This is a genomic window from Rubneribacter badeniensis, assembly GCF_002899695.1.
Taxonomy (GTDB): Bacteria; Actinomycetota; Coriobacteriia; order Coriobacteriales; family Eggerthellaceae; genus Rubneribacter; species Rubneribacter badeniensis.
In genome coordinates this window covers 1-22,679 of record NZ_PPEL01000003.1, presented here as the reverse complement: position 1 = coordinate 22,679, position 22,679 = coordinate 1, and the positions used below count along the sequence as shown (strand labels likewise).

The window sequence follows — 22,679 nt, the reverse complement described above, 5'->3', positions numbered from 1 at the left end:
CAGAAGCGTGGCAGTGGCGGCGAAGGCGACGGGGCGGCAGGGCCCTGTCACGCCTGTCACGCTACGTCGCCGCTGTCTACACGTTGTCCTCGAGGTCGACCTGCATGAGGAAGACGTTCTCGCGGAGGCGTTTGTACGACGAGCGGCACAGGTCGCCTTCCTCGTAGCGTGCCTGTATCTGCTCCAATTCGAGGCGCAGACCGAGCCGCTCGATCTCCACCGCTTTGTCGGCCGTGGTGGTGATCGCCGTGATGGAGGGGTTCGTCTTGCGAAGATTGCGGGCCGTCCGCTGGTACTCCAGAAGAAGCGCGCTCACGTCCTCGGTGGGGAAGTCGTCCTGCGGGGAGGCCAAAAGCGCGCTCAGCTGTTCGGAGACGCGATCAGCGCAGCGGATCTGCAGGTCGCGGGCGGCTTGCGTTCGCTCGGTCGTGCCTTTGCCGGGAAGGCCGGGTGCGAGGAGATGCCATCCTGCGCGCACGAGCGCGCGCAGCCTCAGCAAGAAGCTCTGCAGCGACCAGCGTCCGTGGTGATGCAGCAGCATGTTCTCGATGTGGTTGAGGCGGTTGAGATGGCGGTATCCGGCGACGGGGTGGACATCCTCGCTCTCGATGAGCTTTTCGACGAAATCTTGCTCCCAGCGCAAGGCTTGCAGGCGAAGCGCCGTGTTCGGCTCATCTTCGATGTCGTTCGTGCTTTTGATGCGCGCGATGCGCTGGTTGTAGGAGCGCAGCACGAGCTGCGTGGCTGCGCGCGTCTCGGGCGTCTGCCGCGAGGAGAGCTCCCCGATGACGGAGCGCAGTATCTCCAGGCTCACGGCCGTCTCGTCGCAGCGCAGGTCCTCGTCGGTGGTGCCCTTTTTCGGAGCCAGAAGGGGCACGATGAACGTGGCCAAAAGCAGCGTGACCACGATGACGCCGCATGCGAGGAAGATGACGAGGTCGCGTTGGGGGAAAGGGGTCACCGTTCCCGCATCGGTGGGCAGATACAGAGGGATGGTGAACATGACGGCGAGCGTGATGGTTCCTTTCGGGCCGGCGAGCGCCATCGTCAGCGCCGAGCGCGCATCCGCAAGCCAGCTCGGACGCTCTCCCTTCGCGCTCGAGCGTCCGTGGACCCGCTCGACCCCGAGCAGCCACAGGAAGCGCACGGCCAGGTAGATCGCCGTGATCAGCAAGATGACTCCGATGAGGAAGCCGTTGTCGAAGCTCGTGTCCTCCCATGTGCGCTGCATGGCGCGCGGCAGCTGCGTGCCGAGCAGTACGAACACCACTCCGTTGAGCGCGAACGACACGACGCGCCACACGCTTGCCGACACGATGTTCATGCGCGAGATGGACGGGCCGACGGCGCGGGGGGAGATGACGTTCACCAAGCCTGCGGCCACGACGGCGAGGATGCCGCTCGCGCCGACCGCATTGGCGGCAAGGTACACGATGAAGGGGGTGAACAGCTCGAACAGCACGTGGAACGTCGTGTTCTCCAAGCCCCATGAGCGCACCTTGCGCACGAGGAAGTTGCCCAGATAACCCAAGACGAGTCCGATGAGGATGCCTCCGAAGAAGCTGAACAAAAAGTCCGCAGCCGCATCGGCGAGAGAGAACGAGCTGGTGATGGCTGCAGTGAGCGCGAACTGGAACGCCACGATGCCCGAGGCGTCGTTGATGAGCGATTCTCCCTCGAGGATGCTTTTCGCACGAGGCGAGAGGTCGGTCTCTTTCGACAGCGAGGCCACGGCGACGGCGTCGGTGGGGCCGAGCGCTGCGCCCAAGGCGATGGCGGTGGCCAGACCGATGGCCGGGATCACCCAGCTTACGGCGAAGCCGATGATGAGCGCCGTGACGATGGCGAGCACGACCGCAAGCGAGAGCACCGGTCTGCGGTTTCTCCACAGCGCCGCCTTGTCGACGTTTTTCGCCTCGTCGAACAGAAGCGGCGCGATGAACAGCACGAGGAACAGCTCCGGGTCGAGCTGAATGCTGATCTGGCGCTGCGCGAGAAGCGCGATGCCCAAGCCGAGGACGATCTGTATGAGCGGGGAGGACACCTTGGGAACGAGCTGGTCGATGACGGAGGAAAGCAGGACGGCGGCCAGCATGAGCAGAGCGAGCATGAGCGCTTCCAAAGGTCGTTCTCCTCTCGGTTTCGTGCGTGATCGGCCCTTATTGTAGCCGATTCTCTCCGCTCGTTCGGAGTGTCTGTCGAAGAAGTCGGAGGAACGTTTTCTCCCTTGGGCGGGGCAGGGGGTCCTTCATAGCGCGTTTGCAGGAACGCGCGGTTTCGAAGAGGCGCGTTCGAGTGCAAGAGGGCGTGTTCGGAGGAACGGGCGCATCGCGGCGCTTGAGGGCGATTCTCAGCGAGAGGCCGGCATCGGTCGAAGGGGCGCGCTCAACGTCGGCGAGTCCTTCTCGCGCGGGCGCATCCTCAAGACGTCAGGCGAGCGGCAGCGACAGCTCCACGGAAAAGCCCCGTTCCGGTTCGCTTTCGATGGAGATCGAGCCGCCGTGGGCCCGGACGATGCGGTCCACGAGCACAAGCCCCAGGCCGTGCTCCTCGCCGTACGACCCCGCCGCGCTGCGCGCGGTGCGCGCGCGGGCGAGCCGCGCCTTGAGCTCGGCCAACTCTTCCGCAGACGTGCCCGCGCCGTCGTCGGCCACGCGCACGAGCGCGCGTTCGCCCCGCACGGCCAGCGTCACCTGCACCCGGCAGCCCCGCTCGTTGTGCAGGCGCGCGTTCGCGATGGCGTTCTCGACCGCGCGGCCGATCAGGCGCTCGTCGGCCAGCACGACGGCGTCGAGCGCGTTTTCGTCCAGGTCGAGCTCGAGGGGGTGCAGCTCGTCGAGGCCGCTGTTCACATGCTCGACGACCACGCTGCGCAGAAGGCGCGGCAGATGGACGCGCTCGAGGTCGAGCGGTTGCATGTCGTAATCGAGTTTCGAGGCGGTGTTGAGATCGGTGACGAGATCCTTGATCTTGAGCCCCTGCGCGCGGATGACCTGAGCGTCTGCGCGCACATCGTCGCTCGCGCCTTCGTCGGCGGCGATGGCGTCGGCGTAGCCCAAGATCATCGACAGCGGCGTGCGGATGTCGTGGGACACGCCGCGGATCCAGTTCGCGCGGGCGGCGTCCTTCTGCTCGATGATGCCGCTCGTCTCGGTGATGCGCTGGCCGATCTCGCGCAGATCCCCCTTCAGGTTCAATTCGGCGGCCCGTCCTTCGGACAGCGCGTCGAGCGCGTCGACGATGGGGCCCACCGCGCTTTGCGTGCGCCGCCGCGCGACCGCGTAGAGGACGAACAGGATGCCGAGGTCGACTGCGAACACGAGGAGCACGTACAAAGGCAGGTTGGCGATGGTGGAGGCGGGGTAGGTGAGGCTTTCGTGCCAGTACTCTCCCTTCGGGAAGCCCACGACGAGCAAGCCGTCGTCGCGATCCCAGAAAAACGCCGGGTAATCGGCGATCTCGGCGTAATGCGCGGCCATGGCGACGTCGTTCGGAGAGAAGGAGCGCGGCACCTCGTCGGGGACGCGCTGCGACCAGGCCACGGCGCCGCTCTCGTCCACGAGAAGCGCCCAGGCGCCCCGCTCGTCAAGCGCCTGCTCGCCGTCCTCGGAAAGCGTCCATGCGCCGTCCTCTCCGCGCGAGAGGGCGGCGTCCACGGCGCGCACCGCGGTGGCGGGCGAGTCGTCGTTGTAGTGCTCGTTCGATTCGCGATAGGCGATGAGGGTGTACAGGAAGAAGTCGACCATCACGATGAGGAGCGCGAGCGCTACGAACATGAGCATCTGCTTCGTGAAGAACCGCGCGAGGCTCGGTGTAGAGGTCTGCCTTCTCGCCCTCGTCGACCGCGTCATGGCTAGCCGCGCTTCACGAGCTTGTAGCCCAGGCCGCGCGCGGTGACGAGCGAAGCGGGCTTCGACGGGTTCGCTTCGATCTTCTCGCGCAGACGGCGGATGTGCGCCATGAGCGAGTTCTCGTAGCCGAACGAGGTGCCCCAGCACGCCTCGCACAAAGAGTCGATGGTGACGATGCGTCCGGCGTTGCGCGCGAGCACGCTCAAGATCTCGTGCTCCTTGGCGGTGAGCAGCGCCGTCTCGCCATCGGCGCGCAGCACCTCCGCGGTGGCGAGGTTCACGCGGCACGCGTCCAGCTCGAGCAAGGGGCTCTCCTCGGCGTAGCAGCGACGCAGCACCGCGGTTGCGCGCAGCACGAGCTCCTGGGGCAGGAAGGGCTTCGCGATGTAGTCGTCCGCGCCGAGCGAGAGGCCGCTCACGCGGTCGAAGGGCTCGTCTTTCGCGGTGAGGAACACGACGGGCGCGCGTGTGTACGCGGGGCGCTCGCGCAGGCGCGTGAGCAGCTCGAAGCCGTCCATGCCGGGCATCATGACGTCGAGCACGAACAGTTGGTACGCGCTTTCGGAGGCGCCGTGCTCGCAGCTCGTCGAGTTCCCGGAAGAGGTGACGCGGCTGGAAGGGGCCGGTCGAAGGCCGCCGTGCTCCTGGGGGTTGGCGGGACGGCTGCGGACGGGGCGTCCGTCGAGGGCCGCGAGCGCCTCCTCGCCCGAATGCGCGACATCGACGCGGGCGAATCCCGCTCCGCGCAGGATGGCGGCCACCATGCTGGCCAGATCGCGCTCGTCGTCCACGACGAGGATGCGCTTGTCGCGCAGATGCTCGTCCACCATGCCGAACCCGCCCAGCGCCATCCGCGGCCTCCTTCCCTCGCTTTATGCCACATTATGCCACATCTTCGCATCGGTTCTCGCAGGGTTCGCGCAGACGTAAGGAGGTCGCAAGGTGGCTCGCGGGGGTGCGGCGCATGGAGGGCAGAAGGGGTGCGCCGCAGCGCCCTCGTTTGGCGAGAAATGACCGAATTCGGAAAACTCGACGTGCGGTTTCGCCGGGGCGCACCCATCCGCTCGCTCAAGCGCCTGATCGTTCGCATCGAAACGCCGGGAAGCGCTTCATGGCGGGATGCGGAAGCGCGGCAAGGTTCCGAAAGCGGTCGTTTCTCGCCAGGCAGCCGCTTTGGAACGCAGCTTCCGCTCCTCCGCATTCCCTTCCAGTCTCCTTCGCTTCGTAAGGCAATCGCAAGGAAGGCGCGCTGGGGGCGTAAGGTCGGCCCCCTAGACTGAAGCAAGCGACAGGGAGCGTGCAGTGGGGCGAGGTTTCCGCTGTGCTCGGAGAAAAAAGGCGAGGCTGACGTACGCCTCGCGAGAGCGTGACGGAGCCCTCGTCTTTCCGTTGCGCGAATACCAGAAGGAGGCATGCATGGGAAACGCGACGCATGGCGCGACGACGGTGGTGGAGGTGCGCAACGTGAGCAAGCGCTACGGTGCGAGCGGGCGCAAGCGGTCGGAGGCGAGCGTCACGCAAGCGCTCGACCGGGTGAGCTTCGCGGTGGCGGAAGGGGAGTTCGCGGCGATCATGGGCCCGTCGGGTTCGGGAAAGTCGACGCTTCTGAACTGCCTCGCCACCATCGACAAGCCTTCGAGCGGTCAGATCGTCATCGGCGGTCGGACGGTCACCGATCTGCGAGGGCGGCAGCTCAGCGACTTCAGGCGCGACGACCTCGGGTTCATCTTTCAAGACGCGAACCTGCTCGACACGCTCACGGCTTACGAGAACATCGCGCTCGCGCTTACCATCCAGCACGTTTCCGCGCGCGAGATCGACGGACGCGTGCGCGAGGCGGCGCGCGTCCTCGGCATCGAGGACGTGCTGGACAAGCGGCCTTTCCAGATGTCGGGCGGCCAACGCCAGCGCGTGGCGGCCGCGCGCGCCACGGTGACGCGCCCGCACCTCGTGCTGGCCGACGAGCCGACGGGCGCACTCGACTCCCGGTCGGCGGCCGCGCTGCTCGAATCGCTCGAAGCGCTCAACGCGCGCGGAGCCACCATCCTCATGGTCACGCACGATGCGGTGTCGGCGAGCTATTGCGGACGCGTCATCTTCATCAAGGACGGCCGCCTTTTCGGGGAGCTGCGCCGCCGCGGCGCGGACCGGTCGGCGTTTCGCCATCGCATCGTCGAGGTGGTGGCCAGCATGAGCGATGATCAGGGCGAAGGGGAGCGGGACGCAGCCGCGCACGCCGCGCAGAGCGAGGGGGCGGTGCCCCATGCTCGCTAAGATCGCCTTCGGCAACGTCCGCAAGTCCGTTTCGGACTTCGGCGTGTACTTCCTCACTGTCATGCTCGGCGTGGCGGTGTTCTACGCGTTCAACTCCATGACGGCGCAGCAGGGGGTGCTCGCGTTCTCGGAGACGCAGGATAGGATGTTCGACCTTCTGGGCATGATCATCGGCGGCGTGTCGGCGTTCGTCGCGTTCGTGCTCGTGTTTTTGGTGGTGTACGCGAACCGCTTTCTCATCCGGCGGCGCAAGAAGGAGTTCGGCCTGTACCTCATGCTGGGCATGCGCACGGGTGACGTGGTGAAGATTGTCGCGCTCGAATCGCTCATCGTGGGCGCGGCATCGCTTGCGGTGGGTCTGCTCGTGGGTTTCGGGTTGTCGCAGCTGCTGCTCTATGTGACCTCGGCCCTGTTCCAAGCTGACGTGGCCGATGCCGCCGGGTTCGCGTTCGTGTTCTCGGCCGACGCGCTCGTGCAGACGGTGGCTGTGTTCGCCGCCATCTTCGTGATCGCGGCCGTGCTGAACGCGCGCACGGTGGCGCGGGCGAAGCTCATCGACCTTTTGCAGGCGGAGCGCGCGAGCGAGGACATGAAGCTGACCAACCTGCCGCTTTCGCTCGCGCTGTTCGCAGCGTCGGTCGCTATCATCGGCGTGTCGTACAAGCTGCTCATCGACAACGGGCTCATGGAGCCGTCGCCTCAGTTCGCTGCCGCCACAGTGCTCGTGTGCGTGGGCACGGTGCTGTTCTTCTACGCACTCTCGGGCTTTCTGCTGAAGCTTGTGCAGATGGTGAAGCCCCTTTACTTGAGCGGGCTTGCCATGTTCACGCTGCGGCAGTTGAACTCCAAGGTGAACACGACGTTCGCGTCGCTTTCCATCGTGTGCCTCGTGCTGTTTCTGGCCATCACGAGCGTGTGCGGCGGCATCGGCATGCGCAACGCGCTCGTGGGTTCGATCGAGGCGAGCACGGCCTACAGCGCCACCGTGTCCACGAGCTTCGGCGCCTACACCTCCGAGACGGGCTATGTGCCCGCCGACTTGGGAGGATTCGGCGAATTCGCCGAGGAGCAGGGCTGGGATGCCGCTGCCGGTCTGCGCGCGAGCGCGCGCACGCTCGGCGCGGGCGACTTCGACGCGCTCGTGGAGGGGGCGGCGCAGGTGGACTTCCTCGTGGATCCCGACGACGGCCTGACGATGGGCGACGTGGAGGAGGCGAGCGGCCTTGCCCTTTCCGACTTCGCCGGCTCGAGCGTGAACGACGGCTACGAGGTGTACCCGGTGTGCGTGATGCGCCTGTCGCAGGTGAACGCCGCGCTCGAGCTGGCCGGCAAGCCCGCGCTTTCGCTGGGGGAGGGCGAGTGCGCCGTGTTCAGCGACTCCGACATCACGCGCGGGTTCTACGAGCGGGCCGTGGAGCGGGGCACGACGCTTGAGGTGGGCGGTCGGTCGCTCAAGCTGACGTCTTTCCATGGTGACTCGCTGCAGACCACCCCCTTCCCTCTGAACACGGGCGCGATCGCGGTGCCCGACGACGCGGTGCCCGAGGGTGCGGCCATCATCCAAACCCTGCTGAACGTGCAGTGCGCCACGGATGCGGACGAGGCGGCGTTCGGCGAGATGGTTGAGGCCGTGGCGGAGACGAGCGAACCGAACACCTGGCCCGTGACGCTGTCGATGACGCGCACCGAGGTGCTCGATCAGAGCATCGGGTTGTCCACGGTGGTGTCGTACCTGGCCATCTACCTGGGGTTCGTGCTGGTGGTGGCGTGCGCGGCGATACTGGCCATCCAACAGCTCTCCGAAGCGTCCGACAGCGCGCCGCGCTACGGGCTTCTGCGCAAGCTCGGCGCGCCCGAAGGGATGATCTCCGGCTCGATCTTCGTGCAGGTGCTCGTGTACTTCCTGTTCCCGCTCGCGTTGGCCGTGGCGCATTCGTGCTGCGCGCTTGCGGTGGTCACCGACGTGGTGGCGGTGTTCGGACACCTCGACATCGCCGAGACAGCCCTCGTGTGCGCCGCGTGCTTCCTTGCCGTGTACGGCGCGTACTTCGCGGTGACGTTTTTCGGCGCCCGCAAGCTCGCTTTCACGGGCAAGTGACGCGCACCGGGGCGTTGGGCGTTCGGCGCGCGAGGCATCCGCAGGACGTGCCAAGCACGCCTTGATTCTGGCCGCCGCTGCGTTCGGCACCACCATGCGAAGCGCTCGCAGGACGTGCCTGCGGGCGCTTCGCTACGCGAGGAGGGGAGGCGCGTTTCGGATCCGACCATCCGCCGCGAGCGTCTGGGGATCGTCGCGTTCTTGGGAAGAAGGCGGGACGGGGAACGGGGTTCCCTCGTCCCGCCTTCTCCTGTAGGCTATTCTTGGGCCGCAAGCTTGAAGGCTGCCTGATCGGAGCCGGACGTGCGGCTCGGGATGAGGCACAGCCCCTCGTCGGCCAAGGCGCTCGCGGGCGCCGCGCGCAAAAGGGAGATGCGCGTCTCGCCGCCCGGGGCCAACACGATGGCTTGGGGATGGCCCTCCAAGGTCGAAACGTCGCCGCTGGCCGTGAAATCGAGGTCGTAGCCGCCGACGGCGACGTCGTAGGTGCCGTCGTCGTGGCGCACGGCCAGTTCGAACAGGAGTTTAGGCCAAAGTTGAACCGCTTCGTCACTTGGATTGCGCACGGTGACCGAGACGAGGGCGAAGCGGTATTCGCCGCCCGAGAGCGTGCCGTCGTCGTTGTGCCCATAGCCCCACACCTCGCGGGCGCATTTGTCCATATAGGCGAAGTTGCCCAGCCATCCGTCTTCGACGTACACGAACGAGGCGAGGTCGGTTCCCTCGGGCAGGGTGTCGAACGTCTCCACGGACACGTCGCGCATTTCAAGTTGCGACGTTCCCGCCTCGCCGGTGGCGTAATCCTCCCAGGGGCTGTCGAAGGAAAGCGCAGCGTCGGCGTCCACGAGGGACTCCTCGGCCAGGATCGCGTCCTCGAGACCATCGCTTCCCTCGCGCATGGCGCGCACCAGGCTGTCTCGGCGCTCTATCATGCTGGGCGGCAGCACTTTGTCCGCGTAGTTGTTGGCGTCCTCGAGCGGAAGCGGGAAGGCTCCGTCGTCGACTTCGACCACCTCTCCGTAAAGCGATTTCATGGCCTCCCCGCGCTCGACATCCTCCTCCGATGCGCGCTCGGCGGTCACCTCTGCAGCGCCGTTCTCTTCGCGCTCGGTGCGAAACGTTCCCACATGCAGCTCGATCACCTGGGTTGATGTGCGTCCGTCCTCGAACGTGACGGTGACCGTGAGCCGCTGCCCTTCGAAGCGGTCCACCAGAAACGACAGCGGATCGTCCACGGCGGGGATCTCTTCGGGCGCGTCCCCTTCGTTCGTCCAGAATCCGAATAGGGTGGAGCCGTCCGCGATGCCCGGATCGTCTTGGGCGTTCACGTCGATGGTGGATCCCAGAAGCTTCGTGAGCCCGACTTTCGACTGCCCGTCCACCGTTTGCGCCATCACCAAGTCGTAGCCGCCGTAGTAGGTGCCCGTGCCGCGCGAGGTGGGCTTCCAGCCCGCAAGCTCGCGCGACCGCTCGCTGCTCGCGTCGGGAGGGCTCTCGAACGTGGTTCGGTACAGCGCGCCGCCTGTCAGATTGGCCTGCACGCGCGCGATTCCCTCGCCTTCCACGTGGAACAGGCAACCGGAGAAGAATCCGCTCGCCCGGTAGTCGTCGCCGCCGATCAGGCGGTAGCCCATGTTGCGGTCGAACACGACGATGTCGCCCTCGCCGGGGGAGAGGGCCGCCCTGCCGTCGCTGGCGTAGGCCCGGACGGAGAACCCGCTTCTCGCAGCGGCCTCGTCGAGCGCGATGCCCGGTTTGTCTTTCTCGCCTTGCAGAAGGCTTGCGAAGGTCGGGGTTCCCGCGACGGCGAGTGCACTGACCAGCAGGCAGGCCGCCGCCGCGCCCCAGCGCTTCGCTGCGAAGCGCTCTGCGGGTCGTTTATGCGGCGCGGCCGATCGGAATCGGTTCCTTCGGCTGTCGCGAACAACGCGCTTGACCGTCGATTCCCTCAGCTCGGGCGAGACGGCGGTGCGCGCTTGCAGCGCCGCGTAGCGCTCTCGGAACTCCTTTTCGTTCATGATCGTCCTCCTAACTCGATGCGAAGGGCCTTGCGCGCGCGGTGGAGGTGGGAGCGGACGGTGGCCGGGCGCTCCCCGGTGATCTTCGCCACCTCGTCGGTGGAGTAGCCTTCGAAGTAGTGCAGGTGCACGGCTGCGCGCTGCTTGCCGGAAAGCCGTGCGAGGGCGGCGTCGAGCCGATCGAGGCGCTCGTCCTCCTCGCCGCTCTCCTCGGGCGCCGGGATCGAGGACAGCGCGTCCTCGTCGATCGCCGAGCGGCGCCGCCTCCACGGGGCGCGGTGCGCGTCGTTACAGCAGTTCGCGGTCACGCGCAGAAGCCACGCCTTGGCGTGCTCGTCGTCCGCGAACCGCGCTCCCGACTGGAACAGGCGCAAGAACACGGTTTGGAACACGTCCTCCGCGTCGGCGGCGTTGCCCATGCGGCTTCTCGCCAGGCGCAGCACCGTATCTCCCCAGCGGCTGACGGCGGCCTCCACCTCGGCGGCCGAGAGGCTTTCCGCGCCCCTCGGCCCCGCCGCTTCGCCGTCGGGTTTCGCCGCGGCGGCGCGGGCTGCCCTTTCGGCGCGTGCGGGGTGCGGAAAGCGGGCCGGGGTGGCCGCCGGTCCGGGCGGTGCCGGACGCGGCGTGCTCGAGACGGCGCGAGGGGAGGGCGCGGGGCCGCGCGCTGCCGTCCGGCCGAACGTTTCGCAAGCTGGATCCATGGCTTCTCTCCTTTCGCGCCCAACACGGTTTCACGGGGGAATTTGTTGCACTTCCTCCGGAATCTGCGGGCCGCTTCGCCGACCGGTTCGGAAACGTCCGGGAAACGCGGCGGCAACCGCTTCCGCTCAGCTTGCCGCCGCGCCTTGTGGCGAGGCTACCATATCCTGCGACACCCTGCGCGCCGCCCCTTCGGCGTCGCGCCGTCGTCTCGGGGCCGTGCGGCAGCATCGGTGCCGATCCTCCTTCGACCGTTGGGACCTCGCGATGAACGTATCGACACCGAAAGACCGCCCCCGAGCCGACCGCGTCGGCGTCATCGACGTGGGAGGGGGCCTGCGCGGCGCGTTCGGCGCCGGCGTGCTCGACCGCTGCCTCGACGAGGGCGTTTCGTTCGACGTGTGCCTGGGCGTGTCGGCCGGCAGCGGCAACATGGTGGCGTATCTGGCCGGGCAGCGCGGGCGCAACCGGCTGTTCTACACGGAGTACCCGCAGCGCAAAGAGTACATGAGCGTGCGCAACCTCGTGACGAAGGGGTCCTACCTCGATCTGGACTACGTGTACTCGGTGCTGTCTAACTCCGACGGCGAGTACCCGCTCGACTACGACGCGCTGCTCGCGAACCCCGCCGCCCTCGTCGTGGTGGCCACCGACGCTTTGGCGGGGAAGGCCGTGTACTTCCGAAAGGCCGACCTCAGGCGCGACGACTTCGGCATCCTCAAGGCCTCGAGCGGCATTCCCGTGGTGTGCCGCCCTTGCCGGTGGGAGGGCGGCACGTACTTCGACGGCGGCATCGCCGACCCCGTGCCCCTTGCGCGCGCCTTCGCCGAGGGCTGCGCGCGCGTGGTGGTCGTGCTCACGCGCCCGCGCTCCTACCTGCGCTCGTTCAAGCGCGACCGCTTCGCCTACCGGATGCTGCGCCGGCGCTTCCCGCGCGCTGCCGAGGCCCTGCGCGGGCGCGCGGCTCGCTACAACCTCGGGGTGGCCCGCGCGCTGGAACTCGAGCGCGAAGGGCGCGCGCTCGTGGTCGCTCCCGACGACTGCTGCGGCGCGGACACCCTCACGAGGGATCCGGCGCGCCTCGAGCGCTTGTACGAGAAGGGCTACGAGGCGGCCCGCGCCGTCCCCGCATTCGCTCGCGGTGCGTGACGTGCAGGGCGCGGCGCTTGAGGGCGGTCGCTGCGGGAGGGTGGCGGGCTGCGCCCGATCGGGGCGGGAGGCGGTGCGTCTCCGGAGGCAGGTTGCGGACGTTGCGCCGATGGGCGGGCAGTGCTGCGAGCGCTCGCTCTGGACTGTGGGCATGAAAAAACCGCCCGGCTGCGCCGGACGGTTCGTCGATTCGTGGTGCTCCGTGAAGGACTCGAACCTTCGACCTTGGGATTAAGAGTCCCCTGCTCTACCAACTAAGCTAACGGAGCATGTGCTTGCTTCGGTTGCGAAGCGGTTTGACATTCTAGATCATTCCGCTCGAACGTGCAAGACCTTTTTTCAAAACGCGCGCTGGGGTGGATGATGGGACTCGAACCCACGACCTCCAGAGCCACAATCTGGCGTTCTAGCCAACTGAACTACACCCACCAAAGCGCAAGGTGGAAGTATACGGATTTTCGCCGATGAGCGCAAGGGGAATATGGACAAATTGTATCAGCCATCCTCCAAAAGTCCGCGTTCGGCCTCCTATCGGGTAGTATGTGCTCGACGTTCGTCGGATGGCGAGCCGCTGCGCGCGGTTTCGACGCGATGCGTCAGGGCGGGGCATGCGGCTCCGTTTTCCCCGCAACCAAGGAGCGAAAACGTGGACACCAAGCAATCTTCCGAGAAACGATTCGCGCTCTTGATCGACGCCGACAACGTGTCGGCGAAATACATCAAGCCCATCATCGACGAGCTGTCGAAGTACGGCACCGTCACCTACAAGCGCATCTACGGCGACTGGACGCTCACGCTTCACGCCAAATGGAAGGACGCGCTGCTCGAGAACTCCATCACGCCCATCCAGCAGTTCGGCTACACGCAGGGCAAGAACGCCACCGACTCGGCCATGATCATCGACGCCATGGACATCCTGTACACGCGCTCGGTGGAGGGCTTCTGCATCGTGTCGAGCGACAGCGACTTCACGCGCCTGGCCAGCCGCATCCGCGAGAGCGGTCTTACGGTCGTGGGCATGGGGGAGAAGAAGACGCCCGTGCCCTTCCGCAAGGCGTGCGACATCTTCACCACGCTCGAGCTTTTGCTGCCCGCTTCGGGGGGCAAGGCGAACGGCCGCGGCAAGGGCCGCCCCGAGCGCGCGGGCCAGGGGGCAGACGGCCAGAACGGCACCGGGCCTTCGATCGAGGAGATCGAGCAGGCGGTGGTGAGCATCGTCACCGACAACCAGAACAACGGCAAGTCGACGGGGCTCGGCGAGGTGGGAAGCCGCCTTCTGAAGCGCCACCCCGACTTCGATGTGCGCAGCTACGGCACGAACCAGCTCAAGAAGCTGCTCGACGAGTTCGAGAGCGTCGTCGTCACGAAGGACGGCAACTCGGTGACCGTGGAGCTGGCCGAGGACAAGGCGTCTGCCGCCGCGTCCGAGGACGCGCGCGCGGATGCGCCGTCCGAGGATGCGCAGGGCGTCGAGGGTTCGACGGCAGAGCGCGCTGCGGAGGACAGTCCTGCGCCGTCCGGGGCCGCGCCCGCTCCGGCAGCGGAGCCGAGGCAGCGCTCGCGCCGCTCGTCGCGCCGCCGGCGCGATCAGGCGACGGCCTCGGAGAGCGGGTCGGCCTTGGAGGCCGCGTCCGGGATGCCGGGCGATGGGGCGGGTGCCGACGGCGCGTCGGGCGGGCGTTCGGACGAGGCTTTGGCTGCGGTTGCGGACAGGGTGCGTTCGGACGAGGCCCCAGCTACTGAAAGCGAACCGGCTGCCGGGCAAGGGCGGGATCGCGAGAAGGCCGCGTCCGAGAGCGCGAAGGCGGCGAAGCCCCGGCGCGCGCGCTCCTCGCGTGGCGGTCGGACCTCGAAGGGGGCCGAGGCCGATTCCGTCGGAGCGTCGACGGAGGACGTGCGGACGGGGGAGGGCGACCGGACCGAGCCCGCCTCGCGTCCGTCGGCCCGGAAGCCGAAGGGGGCCTCGCAGAGCGCGGCGGGCAGGGCTTCCCGAAAGCCCGACGCCAACGAGTTTGCGGCTTCGTCTGCGTCCGATGCCGCGCGGGAGCGGACGGAGGAGGCCGACGCGGCCGCCGCAGCTGCTGCGTCCGAGCCTGGTCCCCTGCCTGTGCCTGACGCCGCCGCTTCGGCATCGGGGTCCCTCGGCGACGCGGAGATTTCCGCGCCGAAGCGCGCCTCGCGCCGCAAGCCCGCTGCGCGCTCCCCGAAGCGCCGTCCCGCGCCCGGCGCCGCTTCGCCCGCCGCCCCTGCGGTCGATTCCGCAAAGGCTCCGAAGGCCACCCGTCCTGCGAAGGTCGGGGCGTCCGAGACGCCCGAGCAGTTCATCCGCCGCCTCGTTCGCGAGGCCGGAGCCGAGGGCGTGGCGCTTTCGGAGGTGGGAAAGCGCGTGCGCGCGCGGTTCCGCACGTTCAAGCTGCGCGAGCTCGGCTACACCCAACTGCGTTCTTATGTCGCCGACCTTGACGACGTGGAGATCGAGAAGCGCGGCCGGGACTTCTTCGCCCGCCTCGGCGAGTAGGGGAGGTGGCGGTTCGGTCGCATGCGCTCTGCGCGGTGCTCTTGGCGTCCGACGGGGGCGTTCAATCGACGGGATGCGCTGGCGAGCGCGTCTCCCTCTCCCTCGAAGGGCGTCCGTGAAGCCGCGGCTTTTCGCGCTGGCGAACGTGGCCGGGGATTGCAGGGCATGGTCGATCCTTTGGGGGGTTTGGCCCCTCGTTGCGATTGAGGCTTCGGCCAACGTGCGATTCTGCTATCATGATCGCAGCGCCGTTCTCGAAGGCGCTGCGACGCTGTGCGGGCGTGGCGGAATTGGCAGACGCGCCAGATTTAGGTTCTGGTGGGGAAACTCGTGAAGGTTCAAGTCCTTTCGCCCGCACCAACTGCGCTTAATTCCTCTTCGCAGGTGGCTCCGTTGTGTCAAGGGCCGATGCGCCCGCGCGAAGGGCGTCGCGGCTCCGAGCGGCCTCAGGCCATCCTTCCCAGCAAGAATCCGACCGCCATGCAGACGGCGCTGAACAGCGCGGAGAGCGCCACGAGCCGCACCTCGCGCCTCGAGCGTCTGCGTGTTTCGGCCTCCTCGCGATCTTTGGCGGGGAAGTAGGAGTAGCCGTCGGAGGTGATGGCCACCACGCTGCCGCGGCGCTCGTCGGCCCGGCGTGCGAGCGCGCCGCGCTCGATGAGCTCGCACTGCAGGTCGTCGTCGGGGCGGTAGGGGAAGGCGCAGCGGTAGACCAGCTCGCCGTTCACCGTGCAGGTGGCACGCTCGTAATCGATGAGCCGTCCCAGCTCGCGCTCCTGCAAAAGGTTCAGTTCAAGGGTCATAGCTCCTCCGCTGCTGCGTTTCGGGTTTGTTGGGAACCATGATAACGTTGTGCGGCTCCGATTGGTAGCGTCAAATGCAACTGTAACCATGCGCTTTCGGCGTTCGGCCTCGAGGTTCGGAGCCCTTCGGTCCGCAGCGCTTCGCGCCGCGCTCAGGTTTCGTCGGTTCTTCGTGAACGTGGTGCAAGCGCCCTTCCTCACAAGGGTCATATGTGCGATAATTCCATTTCGGTGCGCTCGGAGCGCGACGCGCGTTCGCGGCGTCCGCAACAGGGGACGATCGTCCGGGGCACCGCTCGATGCCGCAAGGCGATACATGAAATGATGGAGGACAGCTACGTGGAAACAAAAGTTGAGGCATTGGAAGATAACCGCACGAAAGTGACCGTTACCGTCGATGCCGCGGACATCGATGCCCGCATCAAGAAGACCTACAAGGACTTCGCCAACAAGTACAATTTCCCCGGGTTCCGCAAGGGCAAGGCCCCGCGCCCGATCATCGACAACGCGCTTGGCAAGGAGGCCGTCCTGGCGACGGTCACCGACGACGTCGTGAACGGCAGCTATCCTCTCGCCATCGACGACTGCGGCCTGTACCCCGTCTCCAAGCCCGAGTTCGACGAGTCCGGCCTCGTCGAGGGCGGCAAGCCCTACGCGTTCTCGTTCACCGTGGCCGTCAAGCCCGAGCTCGAGCTGTCAAGCTACGACGCGGTGTCCATCGAGCTGCCCGCCGAAGGCGCGACCGACGCCGAGGTCGACGAGCAGATCGAGGCCCTGCGCGAGCACTACCACACGTTCGAGGACGCGTCGGCCGCCACGAAGGTGAAGGCCGACAGCTACATCGACCTGGCCATGAAGGCCACCGACGACAAGGGCGAGGAGATCCCGTCCCTCACGACGGAGAGCCGCCCCTACGGCTTGGGCGCGAACCTGTTCCCCGCCGAGTTCGACGAGCAGCTCGTGGGCCTCAAGAAGGGCCAGAGCGCCGCGTTCACGCTCGACATGCCGGCCGACCCGCCCATCATGCTGTCCGCGCTTTCGGGCAAGACCGACAAGATCGCCTTCGAGGTCGAGGTGAAGGCCGTCAAGAAGAAGATCCTGCCCGAGGTCACCGACGAGTGGGCCAAGGACACGCTCGGGTTCGAGAGCGCCGAGGATCTGCGCTCCCGCGTCGCCGAGTCCATCTCTCAGCAAAAGGCCATCGTTCTGCCGCGCCTCAAGGAGAACGCCTGCCTCGAGGCCCTCGCCGAACGCCTTGAGGGCGAGGCGCCCGAGGCCATGCGCGAGAGCGCCGAAGCAACCCTCATCCAGGACTTCTTCCAGCAGCTTCAGAGCCAGGGCATGACGTTCGACCGCTACCTCATGCAGCAGGGCATCACTCCCGATCAGTTCAAGGAGGATGTCAAGAAGCAGGCTGCCGACGTGGCGAAGCAGGATCTCGCGCTCGACGCGTGGGCGCGCCACTTCGGCATGGAGGCCACCGACGAGGACGTGACCGCCGAGTTCCAGAAGAGCGGCGTGGAGGATCCCGCGGCGCTCGAGAAGGAATGGCGTGCGAACGGCCAGCTGCACATGGTGCGCCAGGGCATCATGCGCACGAAGGCCGTGTACGACCTCATGGAGAAGGCCGTCGTGAGCGAGGCCGATCCGGCGAAGAAGGACGGCGAGGCCAAGAAGCCGGCCAAGAAGGCCGCCGCCAAGAAGTCCTCGAAGAAGGACGCCTCCGAGGGCGCCGACGAGGCCGCCGAAAAGAAGCCGGCCAAAAAGGTCGCCAAGAAAGACGACGCCGCGGCCGACGGCGCCGAATAGAACGACTGTGCCTCGGCCCGTCCTGCCGCGCATCGGCGCGCAGGGCGGGCCGAGGTAACGATACGGTAGCCGGGCCTTGCGCGGCGGTGCGGGAGGCCGCACTATGACAGAGACGCCAACCGGGCCGCGCGCGCCGCGGCCGCTAGAGACAAGCGAGGCATACCTATGAGCTTTGAAACGAAGTCAGCTTTGATCCCCTACGTCATCGAGCAGTCGCCGCGCGGCGAGCGCAGCTACGACATCTATTCTCGCCTGCTCAACGAGCGCATCATCTTCTTGGGCGAGGCCATCGACGACAACGTGGCCAACTCGGTGGTGGCGCAGATGCTGCACCTCGAGAGCGCCGATCCCGACAAGGACATCTCGCTGTACATCAACTCCCCGGGCGGCTCGGTGACCGCCGGTCTGGCCATCCTCGACACGATGGACTTCATCAAGTGCGACGTGTCCACCATCTGCCTGGGCGAGTGCGCCTCCATGGCGGCGGTGCTCCTTTCCAACGGCGCGAAGGGCAAGAGGCTGTGCCTGCCCAACTCGCTCGTGCTCATCCACCAGCCTTCCGGCGGCGCGCAGGGCCAGCAGACCGAGATCGCCATCGTGGCCGACTTCATGCTGAAGACGCGCCAGCGCCTGAACAAGATCCTTGCGGACAACACGGGTCAGACCCTCGAGACCATCCAGAACGACACGGAGCGCGACAACTACATGACTGCGGAGGAGGCCGTGGCGTACGGCCTGGTCGACCGCATCACCACGTCGCGCGCCATCGCGCCGAGCAAAGACGAGTAGACGGGCGAGACAGGATACATGAACGACAGACGCGACGAGCATTTCGAAGGACAGAGCCCCGACGACATCGCCTGCGCCTTCTGCGGCAAGCGGCCTCACCAGGTGGCTGCGATGATATCGGGGCCGAACGGCATCTACATCTGCGACGAATGCATCTCGGTGTGCGCCGACGCCATGATGCGCGACCTCGGGCTGGACGTGCCCGCGCTCGACACCGCCGGGGCGTTCGAGCGTCCTTCGCACGCCGAGGGGGGCCGCCATGCGCGGACGGAGGGCGAGGCGCACGTCGCGTCCGTCGCCGATCCCGCGCCCGCCGAGGTGCTGGCCGACCTTCCCACGCCCCATGAGCTGTACGCGGAGCTCTCCGAGCACGTGGTGGGGCAGGAGGGCGCGAAGAAGGCGCTGTCCGTGGCGGTGTACAACCACTACAAGCGCATCAGCCTGGGGGCGGACGCCGAGGACGGCGATGTGGAGCTGGCCAAGAGCAACATCATGCTCCTCGGCCCCACGGGGTCGGGAAAGACGCTTCTGGCCCAGACGCTCGCCCGCACGCTGCGCGTGCCGTTCGCCATCGCGGACGCCACGACGCTCACCGAGGCGGGGTACGTGGGCGAGGACGTGGAGAACATCCTTCTGAAGCTCATCACGGCGGCCGACTTCGACACCGACCGCGCTGGGATCGGCATCATCTACATCGACGAGATCGACAAGATCGCGCGCAAGGCCGAGAACCTTTCCATCACGCGCGACGTGTCGGGCGAGGGCGTGCAGCAGGCGCTGCTCAAGATCGTGGAGGGCACCGAGGCCAGCGTGCCGCCGCAGGGCGGGCGCAAGCACCCCCAGCAGGAGCTCATCCACATCGACACCACGAACATCCTGTTCATCTTGGGCGGGGCGTTCGTGGGGCTGGCCGACATCGTCGCCGAGCGCGTGGGCAAAAGCGGGCTCGGGTTCGCCGCCGAGCTGCCGGAGAGCAAGAAGCACGCCGAGGCCGAGCTTTTGGCCCAGGTGCTGCCGGAGGATCTGAACAAATACGGCATGATCCCCGAGTTCGTGGGACGCATCCCGGTGATCACCTCGCTTTCCGAGCTTTCCGAGGAGGACTTGGTGCGCATCCTCACCGAGCCGAAGAACGCGCTCGTGAAGCAGTACACGAAGATGTTCGAGTTCGAGGAGGCTGAGCTCACGTTCGAGCCCGAGGCTTTGCGCGCCATCGCGCACGAGGCCGTGGAGCACGGCACGGGCGCGCGCGGCTTGCGCTCCATCTGCGAGCGCGTGCTGCAGGATGTGATGTACGACCTGCCCGAGCAGACCGGGCCGTCTGCCGTGGTCGTCCGAGCGAGCGACATCACCGGCGAGACGAGGCCGGAGATCGTGGCCGCAGGGGGCGTCGAGGCCCTGGACGCGGACGACGAGGCGGGCTTGCAAAGCGCGTAGCGCACGGCGCGAGCGCGAAAGGCGATGAACGGGCGGGCGGCACGCTGGGCGGCGCGCCCGCTTTTCGGTTTGGGAGACGCGAGGGATCGAGACGAAAGAGCAGATCATGGCCGATAACACGAACGACAAGAACGGCGGCAAGAAGATCGACTACGACTTCGCCGCCCACGAGCGCCCGCTGTTCCAGGCGTGGATGGACGCGGGCTACTTCCAGCGCACGCCCGAACTGGGCGCGGGGAAGGGGCAGCCGTACACCATCGTCATCCCGCCGCCGAACATCACCGGCGTGCTGCACATGGGCCACGCCTTGAACGACACCATCCAGGACACGTGCATCCGCCGCGCCCGCATGCAGGGCCGTCCCACGCGCTGGGTGCTGGGCACCGACCACGCCGGCATCTCCACGCAGACGAAGGTGGACAAGAAGCTGGCCGACCAGGGCATCAGCCGTTTGGAGATCGGTCGCGAGGCGTTCATCGAGGCGTGCTATGACTGGTACAAGGAATACGGCACCACCATCGTGAACCAGATCAAGGGCATGGGCTGCTCGTGCGACTACTCCGACGAGCACTTCACGCTGGAGCCGGCGTACGTGAAGGCCGTGCGGAAGCTGTTCGTGGACTGGTACCACGACGACCTCATCTACAAGGGCAAGCGCATCGTGAACTGGTGCCCGCACTGCACCACGTCCATCTCCGACGACGAGGCCGAGTACGTGGACGAGAAGGGGCATCTCTGGTACCTGCGCTACCCGCTCGCCGAGCCGGTGGACGGCCTGGAGTACCTCGTGGTGGCCACGACGCGTCCCGAGACGATGCTCGGCGACACGGGCGTCGCCGTGAACCCGAAGGACGAGCGCTTCAAGCATCTCGTGGGCAAGACCGTGAAGCTGCCGCTCGTGGATCGCGAGATCCCCATCTTCGCCGACTGGCACGTGGACATGGAGTTCGGCACCGGCTGCGTGAAGACCACGCCCGCGCACGATCCGAACGACTGGGCCATGGGCGAGCGTAACGGCCTTGAGCGCATCAACATCTTCGACGAGACGGCGCACGTGGTGGACGGCTACGGGCGTTTCAGCGGCATGGACCGCGACGAGGCGCGCGAGGCCGTGGTGGCCGCGTTCGACGAGCTGGGACTGCTCGACAAGGTGGAAGACCACGACCACAGCGTGATGACGTGCTACCGCTGCCACACGAAGCTCGAGCCCTGGGAGAGCGAGCAGTGGTTCGTGGCGGTGGACGGCCTCAAGCAGGACGCGTCGCGCGTGGTGGAGGACGGCTCCATCCAGTTCCATCCCGAGCGCTGGAAGCAGGTCTACCTCGACTGGCTGGCAAACCTCAAGGACTGGTGCATCTCGCGCCAGCTGTGGTGGGGCCATCGCATCCCCATGTTCTACTGCGACGAATGCGGCTGGGAAGACGCGTCGGTGGAGGATATCGAGGTGTGCCCCGTGTGCGGCGCGCCCGTGCGCCAGGACGAGGACGTGCTCGACACGTGGTTCTCGTCGCAGCTGTGGCCGTTCGCCACGATGGGCTGGACCGAGGAGGGCATGGACGCGCCGCAGATGAAGCAGGCGTATCCCACGCAGGTGCTGTCCACGGCCCGCGACATCATGGGGCTCTGGGTGGCGCGCATGGTGATGGCGTCCATGTACTGCACCGACACCATCCCGTTCGAGCACGTCATCATCCATCCCACGGTGATGGCGGCCGACGGCAAGCCCATGTCGAAGAGCCGCGGCAACGGCGTGGACCCGCTGCGCCTCATGGAGGACTACGGCGCCGACGGCATGCGCTTCGGCCTGCTCATGCAGGTGACGGGCGCGCAGGATCTCAAGTTCAACGAGGCGAAGCTGGAAAGCTCGCGCAACTTCGCGAACAAGATCCGCAACGCCGCGCGCTTCGTGTTGATGAACCTCGACGACTACGAGCCGGGCGCGCCCGAGCCCGTCACGCCGGTGGACCGTTGGATCTTCTCGCGTCTGGCCGGGCTGGTTGCGCGCGTGGACGAGGCGTTCGCCAAGTTCGAGTTCGGCGAGGTCACCCGAGAGCTCTACGCGTTCTTCTGGAACGAGTTCTGCGACTGGTACATCGAGTTCTCGAAGGCGCGCCTCGCCGGCTCGCCGGAGGATCGCGCCGCGTGCCAGCGCAATCTCGTGTTCGTGCTCGACCAGGCGCTGCGCCTCTTGCATCCCATCATGCCGTTCGTGACCGAGGAGATCTACCAGCAGCTGCCCATCGATCGCACGGACGCGCCGTATCTCATCGTGGCCGCGTGGCCCGATGCCGCCTCGCTCGCGCGCTACGTCGACGCAGATGCCGAGCGCGCCATCGACCTGGTGTGCGAGACGGTGTCGGCTATCCGCTCGACGCGCGCCCGCTACGGCATCTCGCCGAAGACGGAGCTTTCCGTGGCGGTGAAGGCGGGGGAGGGCGATGTCGCGCTCCTGGAGGCGCAGCGCGGGCTCATCGAGGGCATGGGCAACACGTCGTCGCTGGTCATCGCCGCCGACGCGGAGAAGCCGGCCGAGTCGAGCGTGTCGTTGGCTCCGGGCCTCGAGGTGTACATCGTGCTGTCGGGTCTCGTGGATTTCGACGCCGAGCGCGACCGTTTGCAGAAAGAGCAGGTCAAATTGGCTGCCGATGCGGCTAAGCTGGACAAGAAGCTGTCGAACCCGGGCTTCTTGGCGAAAGCTGCTCCCGAGATCGTGGAGAAGGATCGCGCCCGCCACGCCGAGCTGGTCGACAAGCTGGCCCGCGTGGAGGCGCAGCTGGCTGAGCTGGGGTAGCGGCTTCGTCGGTCTGCGCCGTCGATCCGTGCGGAGCGCTCTGCATGCGCTCCGCACGGCGATCGTGCCATGGCGCACTGGCGTGGACGTGCTACAGGGTTTTACCCCCTGCGAGGTTTGCTTGTGTCGTGCGTGGATCGTGCCGCGATACCGCTCCGCGTGTCGATCGCGTCCCGGCTCCGGCATCCTTTGTCCGCGTACCGGGCGCGTTACGGTAATGGATTCGCAACTTTTTGACGATATTTTACCATGGCGGTCACCCTGTCGGGCATCATGGTAATGATCAGATGATTTTCTTGCGATATTGTACCGTATCGGGGGTGCGGACGTTTTTCCGGACGGCCTAGGCGGCCAGCCCCAGCCGCCTCCTGCGGCCGGCTATCGTATCGTACACCTTGCGCCCTCCCTCGTCGAACGCCTTCAGCCTCCCCTCCCGGTACCAG

The 22,679-nt window shown here is 66.9% G+C and carries 14 protein-coding genes and 3 tRNA genes; 9 read left to right on the top strand and 8 right to left on the bottom strand.

Annotation, left to right across the window (positions count from 1 at the left end):
- Positions 1-76 precede the first annotated feature (76 nt).
- The 3 genes from C2L80_RS01310 to C2L80_RS01300 all read right to left on the bottom strand — a co-directional run bounded on the left by C2L80_RS01310 (position 77) and on the right by C2L80_RS01300 (position 4,702).
- A complete protein-coding gene (locus C2L80_RS01310) occupies positions 77-2,122 on the bottom strand; it encodes a cation:proton antiporter (RefSeq protein WP_103262465.1) in 2,046 nt (681 codons plus the stop codon).
- A 307-nt stretch (positions 2,123-2,429) separates the two neighbouring features.
- On the bottom strand, positions 2,430-3,776 hold the full coding sequence (locus tag C2L80_RS01305) for a sensor histidine kinase (RefSeq protein ID WP_239938637.1): 1,347 nt from the start codon (positions 3,774-3,776) through the stop codon (positions 2,430-2,432).
- A gap of 77 nt (positions 3,777-3,853) precedes the next feature.
- Complete coding sequence (locus C2L80_RS01300; RefSeq protein ID WP_087196555.1) at positions 3,854-4,702, bottom strand: response regulator transcription factor; 849 nt, start codon at positions 4,700-4,702, stop codon at positions 3,854-3,856.
- Between the two features lie 565 nt (positions 4,703-5,267).
- On the opposite strand from C2L80_RS01300, the gene C2L80_RS01295 reads away from it, so the two are divergent.
- Entirely contained in the window at positions 5,268-6,125 is an 858-nt protein-coding gene (locus C2L80_RS01295) for an ABC transporter ATP-binding protein (RefSeq protein ID WP_103262463.1), read from the top strand.
- Entirely contained in the window at positions 6,115-8,223 is a 2,109-nt protein-coding gene (locus tag C2L80_RS01290; protein WP_103262462.1) for an ABC transporter permease, read from the top strand. The genes C2L80_RS01295 and C2L80_RS01290 overlap by 11 nt, the downstream gene beginning before the upstream one ends.
- Positions 8,224-8,480: 257 nt before the next feature.
- Here the strand turns inward: C2L80_RS01290 and C2L80_RS01285 are convergent, their stop codons facing one another.
- The gene (locus C2L80_RS01285; RefSeq protein ID WP_103262461.1) at positions 8,481-10,241 is read right to left on the bottom strand and encodes a hypothetical protein; all 1,761 of its coding nucleotides are present in this window, start codon (positions 10,239-10,241) and stop codon (positions 8,481-8,483) included.
- Positions 10,238-10,942: an RNA polymerase sigma factor gene (locus C2L80_RS01280; RefSeq protein ID WP_092196944.1), complete on the bottom strand. Its 705-nt coding sequence runs from the start codon at positions 10,940-10,942 to the stop codon at positions 10,238-10,240. The genes C2L80_RS01285 and C2L80_RS01280 overlap by 4 nt, the downstream gene beginning before the upstream one ends.
- Before the next feature lie 265 nt (positions 10,943-11,207).
- Between C2L80_RS01280 and C2L80_RS01275 the strand changes: the two genes are divergently transcribed.
- Complete coding sequence (locus C2L80_RS01275) at positions 11,208-12,089, top strand: patatin-like phospholipase family protein (protein ID WP_103262460.1); 882 nt, start codon at positions 11,208-11,210, stop codon at positions 12,087-12,089.
- A gap of 193 nt (positions 12,090-12,282) precedes the next feature.
- On the opposite strand, the gene C2L80_RS01270 is transcribed toward C2L80_RS01275, so the two are convergent.
- Positions 12,283-12,358: transfer RNA gene (locus C2L80_RS01270), tRNA-Lys, on the bottom strand.
- Positions 12,359-12,441: 83 nt separating this feature from the next.
- Positions 12,442-12,518: transfer RNA gene (locus C2L80_RS01265), tRNA-His, on the bottom strand.
- Positions 12,519-12,735: 217 nt separating this feature from the next.
- Here C2L80_RS01265 and C2L80_RS01260 point away from each other — a divergent pair.
- Positions 12,736-14,607, top strand: coding sequence for an NYN domain-containing protein (locus C2L80_RS01260; protein WP_169998946.1), 1,872 nt, complete (start codon positions 12,736-12,738; stop codon positions 14,605-14,607).
- Between the two features lie 275 nt (positions 14,608-14,882).
- Positions 14,883-14,967, top strand: a tRNA-Leu gene (locus tag C2L80_RS01255).
- Between the two features lie 86 nt (positions 14,968-15,053).
- Here C2L80_RS01255 and C2L80_RS01250 read toward each other — a convergent pair.
- Entirely contained in the window at positions 15,054-15,410 is a 357-nt protein-coding gene (locus C2L80_RS01250; RefSeq protein ID WP_103262458.1) for a hypothetical protein, read from the bottom strand.
- Positions 15,411-15,731: 321 nt separating this feature from the next.
- Between C2L80_RS01250 and tig the strand changes: the two genes are divergently transcribed.
- The 4 genes from tig to C2L80_RS01230 all read left to right on the top strand — a co-directional run bounded on the left by tig (position 15,732) and on the right by C2L80_RS01230 (position 22,236).
- Complete coding sequence (tig, locus tag C2L80_RS01245; RefSeq protein WP_103262457.1) at positions 15,732-17,219, top strand: trigger factor; 1,488 nt, start codon at positions 15,732-15,734, stop codon at positions 17,217-17,219.
- A 165-nt stretch (positions 17,220-17,384) separates the two neighbouring features.
- A complete protein-coding gene (locus C2L80_RS01240; protein ID WP_087194760.1) occupies positions 17,385-18,008 on the top strand; it encodes an ATP-dependent Clp protease proteolytic subunit in 624 nt (207 codons plus the stop codon).
- Positions 18,009-18,026: 18 nt separating this feature from the next.
- A complete protein-coding gene (gene clpX, locus C2L80_RS01235; RefSeq protein ID WP_103262456.1) occupies positions 18,027-19,445 on the top strand; it encodes an ATP-dependent Clp protease ATP-binding subunit ClpX in 1,419 nt (472 codons plus the stop codon).
- Between the two features lie 106 nt (positions 19,446-19,551).
- Positions 19,552-22,236 carry a valine--tRNA ligase gene (locus tag C2L80_RS01230; protein ID WP_103262455.1) on the top strand — a complete coding sequence of 895 codons (2,685 nt, stop codon included), beginning with the start codon at positions 19,552-19,554 and terminating at the stop codon, positions 22,234-22,236.
- Positions 22,237-22,679: the final 443 nt, after the last annotated feature.

What these genes read in the sequence shown, in the direction of transcription:
- C2L80_RS01230 (WP_103262455.1), top strand. Translation starts at nt 19,552, where the DNA reads ATGGCCGATAACACGAACGACAAGAACGGCGGCAAGAAGATCGACTAC.
- clpX (WP_103262456.1), top strand. Translation starts at nt 18,027, where the DNA reads ATGAACGACAGACGCGACGAGCATTTCGAAGGACAGAGCCCCGACGAC.
- C2L80_RS01295 (WP_103262463.1), top strand. Translation starts at nt 5,268, where the DNA reads ATGGGAAACGCGACGCATGGCGCGACGACGGTGGTGGAGGTGCGCAAC.
- C2L80_RS01290 (WP_103262462.1), top strand. Translation starts at nt 6,115, where the DNA reads ATGCTCGCTAAGATCGCCTTCGGCAACGTCCGCAAGTCCGTTTCGGAC.
- C2L80_RS01280 (WP_092196944.1), bottom strand. Translation starts at nt 10,942, where the DNA reads ATGGATCCAGCTTGCGAAACGTTCGGCCGGACGGCAGCGCGCGGCCCC.
- C2L80_RS01240 (WP_087194760.1), top strand. Translation starts at nt 17,385, where the DNA reads ATGAGCTTTGAAACGAAGTCAGCTTTGATCCCCTACGTCATCGAGCAG.
- C2L80_RS01305 (WP_239938637.1), bottom strand. Translation starts at nt 3,776, where the DNA reads ATGTTCGTAGCGCTCGCGCTCCTCATCGTGATGGTCGACTTCTTCCTG.
- tig (WP_103262457.1), top strand. Translation starts at nt 15,732, where the DNA reads ATGATGGAGGACAGCTACGTGGAAACAAAAGTTGAGGCATTGGAAGAT.
- C2L80_RS01275 (WP_103262460.1), top strand. Translation starts at nt 11,208, where the DNA reads ATGAACGTATCGACACCGAAAGACCGCCCCCGAGCCGACCGCGTCGGC.
- C2L80_RS01285 (WP_103262461.1), bottom strand. Translation starts at nt 10,241, where the DNA reads ATGAACGAAAAGGAGTTCCGAGAGCGCTACGCGGCGCTGCAAGCGCGC.
- C2L80_RS01300 (WP_087196555.1), bottom strand. Translation starts at nt 4,702, where the DNA reads ATGGCGCTGGGCGGGTTCGGCATGGTGGACGAGCATCTGCGCGACAAG.
- C2L80_RS01250 (WP_103262458.1), bottom strand. Translation starts at nt 15,410, where the DNA reads ATGACCCTTGAACTGAACCTTTTGCAGGAGCGCGAGCTGGGACGGCTC.